Below are 14185 nucleotides of genomic sequence, written 5' to 3' on the forward strand. Positions count from 1 at the left end.
CGATCGTCGCGTATGCCGGGCGCCCTGGCAACGCCGCGCCGATCCCGCCCGGAGTCCGGACGCCCTGCCGGCGGGACCACTACGGTCAGCTGATGGATGGTCACGATACGTTCTGGTCAGGGGTGGGCGCATGAACGGGTACGACGGATGAGCGGGCACGTGATGGTCTTCGCGCCCACGCCCCGGCTGACGGTGACCGTCGACCAGCCCAGCGACGCCCCGGAGCTGCACCTGCACCCCGGCGGGCAGGGCGTCTGGCAGGCCCGGATGGTGATGTCGCTCGGCGTCGACGTGGTGCTCTGCACCGCCCTCGGGGGTGAGATCGGCCAGGTGCTGGAACCCCTGCTCGTCAGCGAGGGGGTCAACCTGAAGGTCGTGGTGCGCGACTCCGGCAGCGGCGGTTACGTGCACGACCGCCGCGAGGGCTCCCGGCAGGAGATCGTGGACGTGCCCGGCCAGCCGCTCAGCCGGCACGAGTTGGACGAGCTCTACAACCTGGCGCTCGGCGAGGGGCTGCGCGCCACGGTCAGCGTGCTGAGCGGGCCGAACGAGCCGTCGCTGGTCCCGGCCGACCTCTACCGGCGGTTCGCCGCCGACCTGGGGGCCAACGGCAGCCGGGTGGTGGTCGATCTCTGCGGCGAGCACCTCGACGCCGTGCTGGACAGCGGCGTCTTCTTCCTCAAGATCAGCCATGAGGAGCTGATCGCCGACGGCCGCGTCGACGGCGAGGAGGAGGAGCAGCTCACCCGGGCCCTGTACGACCTGCACGCCGGTGGCGCCGAGAACGTGGTGGTGAGCCGGGCCGACAAGCCCGCCCTCGCCCTGGTCGACGGCGAGGTCTTCGAGGTGGAGATGCCCCGCCTGGAGGCGGCCGATCCGCGCGGGGCGGGCGACTCGATGACCGCCGGGGTGGCGGCCGTGGTGGCGCGCGGCGGCGACGTGCGCACCGCCATCCGTACCGGGGCGGCGGCCGGCGCGCTGAACGTGACCCGGCACGGCCTGGGCACCGGCCGGCTCGACTCGATCACCGGCCTGGTCGACCGGGTGCGCCTCGTACCGGCCGGCAACCGGCCGCAGGAGCGGACCAGCCCCGACGAGCTTGCCGACCGGGCGGCCGGGCGATGACGCTGCGGGTGCTGGTCACCAACGACGACGGGATCGCCGCGCCCGGCATCCAGGCGCTGGCGCGGGCGGCGGCGGACCGGGGCCTGGACGTGGTCGTCGCCGCGCCGCTGGAGGAGGCGAGCGGCACCAGCGCCGCGATGACCGCGGTGGAGCGGGACGGGCACGTGGTGGTCCGCGAGCATCCGCTGCCGGAGCTGCCGGGGGTGCCGGCGTACGCGGTGGGCGGCTCCCCCGGCTTCATCGCGCTGATCGCGGTGCACGGCGCGTTCGGGCCCCCGCCGACGGTGGTGCTCTCCGGCATCAACCGGGGCGCGAACGCGGGCCGCGCGGTGCTGCACTCGGGCACGGTGGGGGCCGCCTTCACCGCCGCCGCGAACGGCTGCCGGGCGATGGCCGTCTCGCTCGACGTGCTCTCGGCCGGGGAGGCCACGGCCGCCAGCGGGGGCGCCGCGGTGGCCGCCGCCGCCCGGGTACGCGACGCCGAGCGGCACTGGCCGACGGCCGCCCGGGTCGCCCTGGACCTGCTGCCCCGGCTCACAGCCGGGCCCGTGGAGAGCGTGCTCAACGTGAACGCGCCGGACCTGCCGCACAACCGGTTGCGCGGGATACGCCGGGGCACCCTGGCCAGCTTCGGTCAGGTGCAGATGACGGTGGCGGAGGCCGGGCACGGCTTCGTCCGCACGTCGCTGGAGGAGCCCGGGCAGGCCGTGCAGCCCGGCACCGACCTGGCCCTGCTGGCCGACGGGTACGCCTCGGTGACGGCGATCCGCGCGGTCACCGAGGTGGCGGACGTCGACCTGTCGGGCCTCGGCGACGGCTGAGCGGCGCACACGCCCGCGTCGCTGCCGGGGTGGTGCCGGCGGCGGTCAGGCGCCGGGAAGGACCTCGGGCGTGGGCGCGCCGGCGTAGTAGGGCTCGGGGGCGCCGAAGAGGCCGAGCAGGCCGGTCACCCAGAGCTGCCGGTGCACGAACCGGCTCGGCTCGGTGACGACGAGCTTGACGCCGCTCACCTCGGCGGTCTGGAAGCCGGCGACCATCGCGCTGATGCCCACCGAGTCGATGAAGGTGACGAGCCGCATGTTCAGCTCGATCCGGCCGGGACGCCCCTTGGTCAGGACCTCGGCGATCGCCTCACGCACCTCGTACGCGGTGTCGACGTCGATCTCCCCTCGCGGGGCGATCTCGATGACACCACCGGGCAGGACCGACTTCACGATCGACAGGCTCACGCGAGCACCTCCACTCGCCCGTCCGACGGGCGCCTCATCAGTACGCGGGCCGCGACCGAGAGTATTCCTCCGACGGCCTCGGTCGCCACCCCTCGGGATGAGCAATTCGCGGACGAGGACACAGCAAGTCGCCCTTATCCGCACTATTGACGTTTTGTCCACCAGACGATCAGCTTCCGCTGACGCGTCGCGCCCCCAGGGTAGCCGGCTGTGTCCGGCAACGCCCAGCAGCCGTACCCCGGGCGTGGCCTGTCCCGCTTCGGCCCCCGGCCTTGCCCGTTCTGCCTAGCATCGGCTCGGAGACACGACTGCGACCGGGAGGACGATCGATGCTCAGGAGACTTGCCGCGCTCGCCGGCGTCAGCGCACTGCTGGCCCTCGTACTGGCCTGCGGTTTCGGCGGCGGAGGCGGCGATGACGACGACGATGACGACGACTTCGCCAGGGGCGTGACGGCGGTCGTGCTGCGCTGACGCCGGGCCCCACCCCGCCGGGCGGCACGGCCGCGGCGCCCGCCACAACGGGTTTGCCGGGCCGCCCGACGGGGCACAGGCGGGAACGAGCGAACCGTCACCCGCCGGTCCGACGCCGAAGTCCGAAGTGGCCGCCGGCTTCGGCACCCGAGGAGGTAATCCACCATGTTCGGAAGCAACCTGCTGGACCGCCGCAACAAGCCCGAGCGGATCGCGGACCAGGCGTGGCAGCACCTGGTCTCGGCGGTCAGCTCCGCCGGCGACAGCGTCCGGGACACCGCACGTTCCGCCCGCCGGGGCGGCTCCGGTCTCGCCGACGAGGCCGGCGACCTGGTGGGCTCCGCGGCGGAAGAGGCACGCCGCCGGGCCACCCTGGCCTTCGACGCGCTGGCCGGCCGCCGGCCCGCGCTGCCCTGGACGCTGCTGGTCGGCGCCGCGCTCGTCGGTGCGGCGATCGGCTGGGCCGCCGGCACCGCCGCACGGGCCGCCGGCAGCCGGGGCGACCGGGCGATGGACGACATCGAGTTCGTCGACGTCGACCGGCCCAACTCCCCCGTCGGCCTCGACGGCTGACCCGCCCGACCCGCGCTCGGCGCACGGGCCCCGGCCGACCCAGCGTCGGCCGGGGCCCGTGCCCGTTGCGGGTGACGCCCGCCGGTCGTCGCCGGCGTCTCCGGCTCGGGCCAGAGCCGGCGGCGCCGCACCGCACGGTCCGACTCAGAGGGCCGCGACGTTCGCCGGCGCCCGCTCCGCCCGGCTCAGCGCGCGCAGCACGGCCGGCTGACCATGCCGGCGTACGGCGAGCCGGGCCAGCAGCGTCAGCACCGGATCGACCACCTCCGCCGGCAGTTCCGGGGTGGGCACGCCGACGCTGACCGCGAGGTCGTCGGCGTGCACGACGAGTTCCATCAGCCGGGTGACCAGGTAGTCGTCCAGGGTGAGCGACCACGGGCCGTGGCGCACGTGCACCACCCGCGCGGGCGGCTCCACCGGCAGTACGCGGGTCAGCTCGCGCAGCGTGGCCGCGTACCGGTCGACCAGGGCGGCGGGGCCATCGGCGGCGAGGCCGTCACCGACGCGGCGGATGACGACGTTCACCGTGGCGTCGACCGGGGCGCCGAGCCAGCCGCCACGCGCATAGTGGTCGAGCAGCCCCACGGGGTCGCCGGCGGGGACGGGCGCGGCCAGCACGGCGGGGACGCCGAGCACCTGGTTGGCGAGGTGACCGGCCAGCCCGGCCACCCCGAACGCCGGCAGGGCGCTCGGTTCGTCCCAGCGGGTCGCGACGGCGGGGTCGGCGAGCAGGTCCGCCGCCGAGCGCGCGGCGGTGAGGTAGGCCGTCCTGGTCGGACTCACGGAGGATCCCTCCTTCGGCGGGCGATCCCCCGAGCCTATGGCCGACCGGGACACCGACTCTCCTCGATACGTGCCCGATCGCCCGACGGCAGGCGGTGGCTACGCCTGCTTCATTGACCGCGACTGGCTGCGCCGGACGTCGACGACGGCGGTGTGGTCCACTGGTCCTGATACCACACAGGTATTTTTATGCCGCACGGGTATCAGCGCTGCGATGGCAACCGCCGGATGCCGGTACGCGACATCCTGCGCGACCCGGAATGTTCACCAGGTTCACGCGCCACCCGGGGACTGCGATCAGGCCCACTTCTGAAACACGCCGCAGCCGCGAGCCACGCGGTGGGCCGAGCCGGCAGCCGCCCGCCTGAACGGCGTACGCCGGAGTCCCGTGGACGGGGCTCCGGGGTACGCGGCCGTTGGGGCGGTCAGCGGGCGGTGCAGGTGACGGTGCTCGGCGCGGTGTTCGCCCCGGTCGTACTGGCCAGGAAGCCGGCGGTGGCGGTCGCGCCCGCGCCGAGTGCGCCGTTCCAGCCGGCGTCGCGGACGGAGACGGTCGCCCCGGTCTGGGTGTGGGTGCCGCCCCAGAGCTGCGTGATCTTCTGGCCGTCAGGGAAGGTCCAGCCCACCGTCCAGCCCGCGATCGCCGCGCTGCCGGCGTTGCGGACCACCAGCTCGCCCTGGAAGCCGCCCTGCCAGGAGCCGGTCACCCGGTAGGTCGCGGTGCAGCCGCTGGTCGGCGGCGGGGTGGTGGGCGGCGGCGTGGTCGGTGGCGGCGTCGTGGGCGGCGGGGTCGTGGGTGGCGGGGTGGTGGGCGGCGGGGTGGTGGGCGGCGGGGTGGTGGGCGGCGGCGTGGAGGTGGTCGGCGACGGGTCGGGCGTGCCGCCGAGCCGGTCCGCCACGAGGATGCCCCGGCCGTTGGTGCCGAGGTAGACCCGGCCGTAGACCCGCGGGTCGCCGGTCAGGGCGTCGCCCGCGTTGCCGTACTGGTGCCGGTCGTCGTTGATCCGGACCCAGCTCGCGCCGGTGTCGTCCGAGCGGTGTACGCCGGGTCGGCCGTCGACGGTGCCGAAGAGGTACAGCGCCGGGTACGTCCGGCCGGGCGCGGCCTTGCCGAAGCCGACGTTGCCGGCGGTGCTCACCCCCGCCAGCTTGGTGAAGGTGGCCCCGGAGTCGGTCGAACGCCACAGCCCGCCCTCGCCGGCCAGCCACAGCTCGCCCTCCCTGCCGGGCAGCGCCTTGAACCTGACGGTGCCGGTGGCGGGGAGGCCGGCGGCGGCCGAAGCGGTGAAGCTGGCCCCGCCGTTGGTGCTGACGTAGAACCTGCCGCCCGCGAAGCCGTAGAACTTGTTCGGGTTCACCCGGTCGGACTCGATCGTCGCGTTCGCCGGGACGCCCGTCGACGCGGCCCAGGAGGTGCCGAAGCCGACCGAGTGCACCACCTGCTGGCCCGCGTCGCCCGGGGCCCAGACGAACCGGCTGCCGTCGGCCGAGGCGGCGACCGTGCCGCCGCTGTCGACGCCGGACGGTTCGGTGCCCTGGAACCAGTTGGCCCCGCCGTCGGTGGAGAAGGCGACGTGGCTGTCGCCCGGCCGGTCCGCGTCGGCGAAGTTGCCGGCCCGCACCATCACGGCCGGCTTCGTCTCGGCGTAGTCGAGGCTGGTGGTGCTGGTGAAGTTCGGCTGGGTGAACATCATCGGCGGCACGGCGTCCAGGTCGGTGTGCCGGAAGCCTCCGATGTCGCCGAGCGCGCTGACCAGCGGCGCCCCCGAGGGTGGGCTGACCAGGTCCAGCACGGCGGTCTCCTCCAGGCCCTCGACCATGGGCCTGATGGTGAACTGCCCGCCGGTGTCCCACTTCGTGAGGTCGGTGCTGCCGTAGATGGTCGCGCCGGTGCCGTACAGGAAGCGGTTGCTGTCGTGCGGGTCGATCTCCACCGACTCGTTCATCCAGCCGAGCTTCGGAGTCTCCTCCGGCGGCGCCGGGTTGCTGCCGAAGGTCAGCCACGGCACGGAGCTGACGTCCATGGTGTAGCGCTTGGACCGGTTCGGGTAGCTGGTGAACTCCCAGATCCGGGTCCAGGTGGCGCCGCCGTCGGTGCTGCGCCAGAAGATCGCATCCGGCCACCAGGAGACCTGTGTGGCGACCATGAGGGTGTTCGGCTGCTGCCGGTCGATGGTGAGGCCGCTGTAGCCGAAGTAGGCGTCGGTGCTGGTGGACGGGATCGGGCTGATCCGCGTCCACGCGCCGGTGGCACGGCTGAACTTCCACACGTCGCCCTTGCCGCCGTCGTACGGGCCGCCGGTGTCGCTGGTGGCGATGTAGAGGAAGCCGCCCACCGGGTCCACGACGCCCTTGTGCGCGAGGTAGCCGGTCGGCTGCCCGGCGATCCGCTCCCAGGTGGCGCCGCCGTTCGTGCTGCGGTAGACGGGATTCTCCTTGTCGGCCACGCCGACGTAGATCGTCTGCGTGGCGGCGCCGGCCGCACCCGTGCTCTTGTCGAAGCTGACCCAGGTCAGGCCCTGGTTCTGGCCGTTGTAGCCGTTCGGGTCGCTCGGGTCGGCCCGGTAGTTGCCGACGTTGGGGAAGTTGGCCACCTTGGCCCAGGTCGCCCCGAAGTCGGTGCTGCGCCACAGGCCGTTGCCGCCCTCGGCGCCGTAGTACAGGACGCTGTTCTTGTTGGGGTCGACGGCGAGCCGCTCGCCCATGCCCCGGCCGGGCATGTTGCCGCCGTTCTTGAACGGCAGCTCGGTGACCTGCCAGGTGGCGCCCTTGTCGGCTGAGCGCAGGATGGCGCCGTTGTTCGGGTCCCAGTCGTTGGTGTACATGCCGACGGCCGCGTAGACGCGGTTGGTCTGCACCGGGTCCGTGGCGACGCTGACCACGCCGTTCCAGCCCCACTTGTCGGCGCCGACCCAGTCCAGCAGCGGTGTCCAGGACTGGCTGCCCTGCTCCCACCGGTACATGCCGCCGATGTCGGTGCGGGCGTAGATCAGGTTCTTCTCGGTGGGGTTGAAGACGATGCCGGGGACGAAGCCGCCACCGTCGATCCGGACGTTCTTCCAGGCGTACGCCTCGGCGGCGGCCGCGGTGGCGGTGGGCGCGCCGGCCGCGGTGAACGGTGTCGCCACGACGGCCGCGGCGACGACCAGCGCGGACACGACCGCGCCGACGTAACTTCTCCGCATCTGCGGTTCCTTCCGGGTACGGAAAGCCGGGGGCGACGTGGTGACGGCCACGCCCGGCGACGGGGACGTGCGGAATCGCGCCGGAGCTGCCCTGGCTCCGGTCATCGGCGCGACGGCTCCCGCACCCGAGGAACGCGCTCACCCTAACCGACTCCACAGGCCATATGGAAGCGCTCCCAGCAGTCGCCCGGGTCGGGTGAGGAAGCCTCACCCGCCCCCGCGTCAGGATCGGTCCCGGCGGAAGCATGCGCATCGGGCAGCTACCCGTGAGGAGTGACAGATGGCCATCGAGACGATCAGCCGCAGCGACCAGGACATCCAGTCGGCCGTCCTCGACGAGCTGACCTGGGAACCCCGGGTACGGCCGCACGAGATCGGCGTGACGGTCGCCGAGGGCGTGGTCACGCTGACCGGCCGGGTGGACAGCTACGCCAAGAAGTGGGCCGCCGAGCGGGCGGCGCACCGGGTGGCTCGCGTCCGGGCGGTCGCCAACGACCTGGCCGTACGCCTCGGCACCGGCGCGGAACGCGCCGACCCGGACATCGCCGCCGCTGCCGGGCACGCGCTGGAGTGGGACGCGTTCGTTCCCCTGGAGCAGCTCGACGTGACCGTCTCGCAGGGCTGGGTCACGCTGCACGGCGAGGTGGAGTGGGAGTACCAGCGCCGCGCCGCCGAACGCACCGTGGCCCGGCTGACGGGCGTACGCGGGGTCAGCAACGGCGTCACCGTCCGCCCCGACACCCGGCCGGACGGGCACGCCCTGGCGATCCGGATCGTCGACGCGCTGGCGCGCAACCGGGCCACCCCGGCGGAGCGGATCACCGTCCGGGTGCACGGCGACACGGTGGTGCTCGGCGGCCTGGTCCACTCGATGCCCGAGCGGGCCGAGGTGGAGCGGACCGTCTGGTGTGCGCCGGGCATCCGCGAGGTGCAGAACCACATTGCGGTCGCCCCGGTGCTGGGCTGAACGGGCGCGCCCATCGGCGGACCGGGGTAACCACCCGGGCGGGGTGAGCCGCCCTCACCCCGTGGCGGGAAGGGTGGGAGGCATGACTGTTCCGAAGGGGTCGACCCGAACCGGGCCCGCCACGGCCCGGTCCTGTCTGCCGGCCGCCCTGCCCGGGGCCGCGCCGCAGCGCCTGGACGCCGGATCGGCGGTGGGCACCCGATGAGCACCCCGCTCCAGGTCACCGCGCGCCTACGGACCCCGGTGACCGACCACGACCACGTGCGCGGGCCGGTCGACGCGCCGGTGACGATCGTCGAGTACGCCGACTTCCAGTGCCGGTTCTGCGGGGCCGCGTACGCGAACCTGCGGGAGCTGCTGCGGCAGCGGGCCGACACGGTGCGGCTGGTGTACCGGCACTTCCCGATCACCAACATGCACCCGTACGCCGAGCAGGCCGCCGAGGCGACCGAGGCGGCCGGCCGGCGCGGGCAGTTCTGGGCGATGCACGACTGGCTCTACGAGCACCAGGACCAGCTCGACCCCGTACACCTGTCGCTCGGCATGGAGCAGCTCGGCCTGCCCGCCGACGAGGTCGCCGCGGAAGTGGAGCGGCAGGCGCACGGCGACCGGGTGCGGCGCGACTTCGTGGGCGGCATCCGCAGCGGCGTCCACGCCACCCCGACGCTGTTCGTCAACGGCACCCGCCACGACGGGGACTACGACGTCGCGGACCTTCTGGCGGCGGTCGACGCCGCCACCCCCTGACACCCACCCGACCACTCCGGCCCACCCGACCACCTCCGGAGGCCGGCCACCGGACCACCACCGGACCACCACCGGGCCACCTCTGAATCGCCACCGGGCCGCCACCGGGCCGGTGCGGGGCCGCCTCCGGACCGCCTCCGGACCGGTGATCATGAGGTTTGCGTACCGGAAAGCGTTTCCCCGGGACGCAAACCTCATGATCACCGCGGAGTGCGGGGCGGGGCGAGGCGGGGCGGGGTGGGCGGGGTGGGGTGGGGTGGGGTGGGTGGGGTGGGCAGTCAGATCAGGTGGAGGTCTCGGGCTCGGCGGACGGCTTCGCGGCGGCGGGTGGCGTCCAGCTTGCGGTAGATGTTGCGCACGTGGGTCTTGACCGTGTTGACCGACAGGGACAGCTCGGCCGCGATCTCCACGTTCGACAGGATGCTCTGCAGGTAGCGCAGGATGGTCAACTCCCGCTCGGTCAGCGGCTCGTCGAGCGCCGCCGCGCCCCGTTCCGCCGGGGCCCGCTCGGGCGGCGCGTCGGCACCCCGGATTAGGTCGCTGACGGTCGGCCAGTGCGCCGTACCGGCGTCCAGGTGCGCGGCGAGCAGGTCACGGACTCCGGGCTCGGCGCGGGTGAACGGCCGCCGGAAGCCCTCCGGCCCGGCCAGGTCGAGGGCGCGCTCCAGCAGCCGGCCGGCCCGCCGGTCGTCGCCCGCGCGCCGGGCCAGCACCGCGTCCAGCACGGCGGCGTCCAGGCGTACGGGCAGCGGCCAGCCGGCCGCCTCCGGCGACTCCCAGTCGGGCAGCGCGTACCCGGCGGCGCGCGGGTCGCCGGCACGCAACTCCACCCGGGCGAGCGCGACGGCCAGCGGCGGGGTGGCAGCCGACGGCGGGACGGCAGCCGACGGCGGAGCGGCAGCCGACGACGGAGCGGCAGCCGACGACAGGGCGGCAGCCGACGACAGGGCGGCAGCCGACGACAGGGCGGCAGCCGGCGGCGGTGGGGTGGCGGTGTCGCGTACCGGGTCGGCGAGCAGGTCGCGGGCGGCGGTCAGGTCGCCCCGTGCCGCGCGCAGGTCCGCCTCCACGGCCAGCAGCCAGTGCGCCAGCTCGCCGGCCCGGGGCCGGTCGGTCAGCCGCTCCCGCGCCTCGGCCAGCACCCGGTGCCCCTCGGGCAGGTCACCGGCGTCGCGCAGCAGGTACGCCCGGCACAGCGCAGCCACCGCCCCCACCACGGGCTCGCCGGTCGCCGGCCCGGCCAGCGCCAGGTTCGCCTCCGCCTCCTCGGGCTGGTCCCGGTGCAGCGCGACCAGGGCCAGGGCCAGGTACGCGTGGGCGCAGTCCTCCCGGCAGGACCAGCCGTGGCAGGGCGGCATGGCGAGGGCGTCCCGGGCGAGGGTCTCGGCGGCCCGCAGTTCGCCCCGGACGGCGTGCAGCACGGCCGCCCGGCTGGCGCAGACCAGCTCCGTACGCGGCCGTCCGGCCTCCCGGGCCGCCGACAGCGCCCGGGTGAAGGCGAGGGCGGCCCCGGGCAGGTCCCCGTCCGCGAGGTCGGTGAGGCCCAGCGCGGTGCCGGCCACCGCCCGCACGTCGGCGTCCTCGGCGGCGGCTCCGCGCGGCTCGCCCGGGGCGCCCGGGGAGGGCGACGGGGCGGGACGGGTGGCGAGCAGCCGGGCGGCGGCGGCGCGTACCGCTCCGGGGTCGCCGGACAGCCGGGCCAGGGTGAGTTCCAGCGCGGTGGCCAGCCGCCGGAACCGGTCCCGGCGCGGCGCCGGCAGCGTCCGGGCGGCCTCGACGGCGTCGCGCAGGTGCCCGGCGGCGGCGGTGGCGTCGCCGGCCCGGGCCCGCTCGGCGGCGCAGGCCAGCCCGAGCTCCGGATCGCGGCGCACGGCCTCCGGTGGCGGGGGCGCGGGCGGGCGGTCGGCGGGCGTCTCCCGGTCGTACGGGATCAGCTCCGGCCAGCGGGACACGAAGAGCGCGGCGGCCCGCCCGTGGTCGCCGCCGGCGAGCGCGTGGCGCAGCCCGTCGGCGGGCCGCCCGTTGTCGGCGTACCAGTCGGCGGCGCGCAGGTGCAGGTCGCGCAGCTCGTCGGCGGGCAGCCGGCCCAGCTCGGCGTGCAGCAGGTCGGTCAGGAGCTCCGGGCAGCGGTACCAGGGTGGGCGGCTGTCGTCGCGGCGCAGCAGCCCGCCGTCGCCGGCCAGGCCGGCCAGCGTCTGCCCGGCGTCGGTACGGCCGGTCAGCGCGTCGGCCAGGCCGGCGCAGACGGCGTCGGCGACGGCGGAGCGGCGCAGCACGTCCCGCGCGTCCGGGTCGAGCCCGGCGAGCACCTCCTCGCGCAGGTAGCCGGCCACGTCCGGCTGGTCGCCGCCGAACTGCTCGGCCCAGCGGGCCGGGTCCGGCTGGTCGCGCAACGCCAGCGCGGCGAAGCGGAGCGCCGCCGGCCAGCCGCCGGTGCGCTCCCGCAGCCGGCGCACCCCGGCCGCCGGCAGCGCCACGGCGTGCGCGGTCAGCAGGTCGGCGACCTCGTCGCCGGTGAAGGCCAGCTCGTCGGGGCCGATCTCGGTCAGCTCCCCGGCCAGCCGCAGCCGGTGCACGGCCAGGGGCATCCCGGCGCGGGCGCCGACCACCAGCCGCAGCCGCTGCTCGGCGTGGCGGAGCAGGAACTCCAGGCCCGTCAGCGCCGCCGGGTCGGTGATCCGGTGCAGGTCGTCCAGGACCAGCAGCACCGGCCGTTCCCGGGCGGCGAGGGCTGCGGCCAGCACCTCCAGCTGGTCGGGGCGGGGCGGCCGGTCGGGCACGGGCGGGTACGGCGCGTCGTCGGCGGGCGCGGTGGCCGCGCGCAGTGCCGCCGCGAGGTAGGCCCAGAGCCGGTTCCCGTCGTCGCCGGCCTCCACGGAGACCCAGGCCGCCCGGGGCCGGCCGGGTCGCGCCGGTGCGCCCGCCGCCGCCCCGAAGTCGCCGGGCGCGGCGCCGGCCGGCCCGTCGTCCCGGGCCCCCTCGGCGGCGGCCGTCACCGGCCCCTCCCCCACCCGGCCCCGGTGCGCGCCGGCCTCGCCGGCCGCCCGGAACCAGGAGGCGAGCAGCGTCGTCTTGCCCCACCCCGCCGGGGCGCGGACCAGGGTGACCGGCCCGGCGGTCCCCTCGTCCAGCGCCCGCAGCAGCCGTGGCCGCAGCACCAGCGGCTCCGGCGGCGGGGCGGGGCACAGCCGCGACGCCAGCAGCGGCGCGCCGGCCGACCCGTCCGCGACCGCGACGACCCCTGTGTCCCGTACGTGCTCCGGCATCCGGCCCGCCCTCCACCGACGCGTCCGACTCCCCCAGGTCCCGCGGGCGGCGGTTACCCGGCGCGGGCCCGTTCACCCCTTCGGGGGGACCCGGCTTCACCCCGCCCCGGACGACCCTGGGCGTACGCGGGCGACCGGCCGCGCGCGCCGGTGCGCGTCCGGCGCGGGGAGCGACGGGGAGGCGGGCACGGGTGGACGGGCGGGGACGGATGGGACGCCTCGCGGGAGGGGTCGGGGCGGCGCTCGCCCTCGCGGCGGCGGGCCGGGCGCTGGCCGTACGACGGCGGGGGTCGGCGTGGCCCCGCGCGGCCGGCGCCGATCCGCGGCCCGGGCGCTGGCAGGTGGTGACGGTCGACCGCGCGCCCGGCGACGTGCTGCCAGGTGGCCGCTGGCCGGAGCCGCTGCGCCGGCTCGGCGCCGCGGTGCAGGTCGAGCTGCGGCCGGCCCCCGGCTGCCGGGGCACGGAGCTGGCCGCCCGGCCGGTGCCGGGCGCGGCCCCCGCCGGCCTCGCCGCCCACCTGGTCGGCGACGACCCCGGCCTGCTGGTGCGCCGGGCGTTGTGGGAGGCCAAGCAGCTCGCCGAGACCGGCGAGGTGCTGCGCGCGGACCGTCGGCCGGTCGACCGTCCGGCGGGGCCGCCGCGATGAGGGCGCTGTGCTGGGTGGGCGCGGGCGAGCTGGCGGTACGGCAGGTGCCCGACCCGGAGCTGCGCAACGGCCACGACGTCATCGTGCGGGTACGCCAGAGCGCCACCTGCGGCGGGGACCTGCCGCTGCTGGCCGGGCGGGTGCCCTTCCTCGCCGTCGGGGACGTGCTCGGGCACGAGTTCCTCGGCGAGGTGGTCGAGGTCGGGCCGCAGGTGCGCCGGCACCGGGTCGGCGACCGGGTGGTGGTCTGCTCGTCGGTGGCCTGCGGCGGCTGCTGGTACTGCCGGCGCGACCTGCCGTCCTGCTGCGACAACGCCAGCGCCGACCCGGCCGTCGCCGAGGCGGCCTGGGGTCACCCCACCGGGGGCGCGTTCGGTCAGCCCCGGGCGATGGGCGGCTTCGCCGGCAGCCACGCCGAGTACGTCCGGGTGCCGTACGCGGACGTCGGCGCGTTCACCGTGCCGGAGACGGTCGGCGACGACCGCGCCCTGTTCGCCTCCGACGCCGCGCCGGCCGGCTGGATGGGCGCGGAGCTGGGCCAGGTACGCCCCGGCGACGTGGTGGCGGTCTGGGGGGCGGGCGCCGTCGGGCAGCTCGCGGCGCGGGCCGCGCGGCTGCTCGGCGCGGAACGGGTCGTCGTCGTCGACCCCGAGGAGGGGCGGCTGCGTATGGCCGAGCGGCACGCGGACGCGGAGACGATCGACCCCAGTCACGCCGACGTCACCGCCGAGCTGCGCGAGCGCACCGGCGGACGGGGCCCGGACGTGTGCGTCGAGGCGGTCGGGGCGGCGTGGAACGGGCACGGCCTCCGGTCGCTGGCCGACCGGTTCACCGGCGGCGCCGAGCGACCGGCCGCGGTCCGCGAGGCGGTGCACGCCTGCCGCAAGGGCGGCTCGGTCTTCCTGCTGGGCGAGTTCACCGGCTTCGTCGACGCCTTTCCGCTCGGGGCGGTGACGAGCAAGGGGCTGACGGTGCGGGGCGCGCGGCAGCACGGGCAGCGCTACATCCCGATGCTGCTGGAGCGCATGGCCCGCGACGAGCTGCGGACCGAGCACCTGGCCACCCACCGGCTGCCCCTGGAGCGGGGCGCGCAGGGGTACGCGCTGTTCCGGGACCGGGCCGACGGCTGCGTCCGCGCCGTGTTCGACCCCGACCTCCCGCCGTCGGCCGGCTGAGCGGACCGCTGCGAC

Annotated in this window: 13 protein-coding genes; 9 read left to right on the forward strand and 4 right to left on the reverse strand. The window is 76.0% G+C overall.

Annotated elements, in window-relative coordinates; all coding sequences use genetic code 11:
* Nucleotides 1–147: 147 nt before the first annotated feature.
* Together CLT72_RS14145 and surE are read left to right on the forward strand one after the other, a co-directional pair.
* Complete coding sequence (locus CLT72_RS14145) at nucleotides 148–1125, forward strand: 1-phosphofructokinase family hexose kinase (RefSeq protein ID WP_172896406.1); 978 nt, start codon at nucleotides 148–150, stop codon at nucleotides 1123–1125.
* Entirely contained in the window at nucleotides 1122–1946 is an 825-nt protein-coding gene (surE, locus tag CLT72_RS14150; protein WP_101412245.1) for a 5'/3'-nucleotidase SurE, read from the forward strand. Before CLT72_RS14145 ends, surE begins: the two co-directional genes overlap by 4 nt.
* 45 nt (nucleotides 1947–1991) lie before the next feature.
* On the opposite strand, the gene CLT72_RS14155 is transcribed toward surE, so the two are convergent.
* A complete protein-coding gene (locus CLT72_RS14155; protein ID WP_088998998.1) occupies nucleotides 1992–2354 on the reverse strand; it encodes an STAS domain-containing protein in 363 nt (120 codons plus the stop codon).
* Nucleotides 2355–2683: 329 nt separating this feature from the next.
* On the opposite strand from CLT72_RS14155, the gene CLT72_RS31945 reads away from it, so the two are divergent.
* Entirely contained in the window at nucleotides 2684–2827 is a 144-nt protein-coding gene (locus tag CLT72_RS31945; RefSeq protein WP_158242031.1) for a hypothetical protein, read from the forward strand.
* 165 nt (nucleotides 2828–2992) lie between these two features.
* Entirely contained in the window at nucleotides 2993–3400 is a 408-nt protein-coding gene (locus CLT72_RS14160) for a hypothetical protein (RefSeq protein WP_101412247.1), read from the forward strand.
* 144 nt (nucleotides 3401–3544) lie between these two features.
* On the opposite strand, the gene CLT72_RS14165 is transcribed toward CLT72_RS14160, so the two are convergent.
* On the reverse strand, nucleotides 3545–4183 hold the full coding sequence (locus CLT72_RS14165; protein WP_101412249.1) for a maleylpyruvate isomerase N-terminal domain-containing protein: 639 nt from the start codon (nucleotides 4181–4183) through the stop codon (nucleotides 3545–3547).
* 425 nt (nucleotides 4184–4608) lie between these two features.
* Nucleotides 4609–7368: a cellulose binding domain-containing protein gene (locus CLT72_RS14170; protein ID WP_101412251.1), complete on the reverse strand. Its 2760-nt coding sequence runs from the start codon at nucleotides 7366–7368 to the stop codon at nucleotides 4609–4611.
* A gap of 280 nt (nucleotides 7369–7648) precedes the next feature.
* Here CLT72_RS14170 and CLT72_RS14175 point away from each other — a divergent pair, with 280 nt between their 5' ends.
* The 3 genes from CLT72_RS14175 to CLT72_RS14180 all read left to right on the forward strand — a co-directional run bounded on the left by CLT72_RS14175 (nucleotide 7649) and on the right by CLT72_RS14180 (nucleotide 9082).
* Nucleotides 7649–8335, forward strand: coding sequence for a BON domain-containing protein (locus CLT72_RS14175; RefSeq protein ID WP_101412253.1), 687 nt, complete (start codon nucleotides 7649–7651; stop codon nucleotides 8333–8335).
* A gap of 82 nt (nucleotides 8336–8417) precedes the next feature.
* Nucleotides 8418–8540 (forward strand): hypothetical protein, encoded by a 123-nt coding sequence (locus tag CLT72_RS32800; RefSeq protein WP_486484260.1) that lies wholly within the window; start codon nucleotides 8418–8420, stop codon nucleotides 8538–8540.
* Complete coding sequence (locus CLT72_RS14180) at nucleotides 8537–9082, forward strand: DsbA family protein (RefSeq protein WP_101412255.1); 546 nt, start codon at nucleotides 8537–8539, stop codon at nucleotides 9080–9082. The genes CLT72_RS32800 and CLT72_RS14180 overlap by 4 nt, the downstream gene beginning before the upstream one ends.
* Before the next feature lie 278 nt (nucleotides 9083–9360).
* Here CLT72_RS14180 and CLT72_RS14190 read toward each other — a convergent pair whose 3' ends face one another.
* Nucleotides 9361–12348 carry a winged helix-turn-helix domain-containing protein gene (locus CLT72_RS14190; RefSeq protein ID WP_101412259.1) on the reverse strand — a complete coding sequence of 996 codons (2988 nt, stop codon included), beginning with the start codon at nucleotides 12346–12348 and terminating at the stop codon, nucleotides 9361–9363.
* Nucleotides 12349–12557: 209 nt separating this feature from the next.
* Between CLT72_RS14190 and CLT72_RS14195 the strand changes: the two genes are divergently transcribed.
* Both CLT72_RS14195 and CLT72_RS14200 read left to right on the forward strand, forming a co-directional pair.
* Nucleotides 12558–12995 carry a hypothetical protein gene (locus CLT72_RS14195; RefSeq protein ID WP_284040249.1) on the forward strand — a complete coding sequence of 146 codons (438 nt, stop codon included), beginning with the start codon at nucleotides 12558–12560 and terminating at the stop codon, nucleotides 12993–12995.
* Nucleotides 12992–14170: an alcohol dehydrogenase catalytic domain-containing protein gene (locus CLT72_RS14200; protein WP_101412261.1), complete on the forward strand. Its 1179-nt coding sequence runs from the start codon at nucleotides 12992–12994 to the stop codon at nucleotides 14168–14170. Before CLT72_RS14195 ends, CLT72_RS14200 begins: the two co-directional genes overlap by 4 nt.
* The last annotated feature ends 15 nt before the right edge of the window (nucleotides 14171–14185 follow it).

Source organism: Micromonospora sp. CNZ309 (assembly GCF_002846525.1).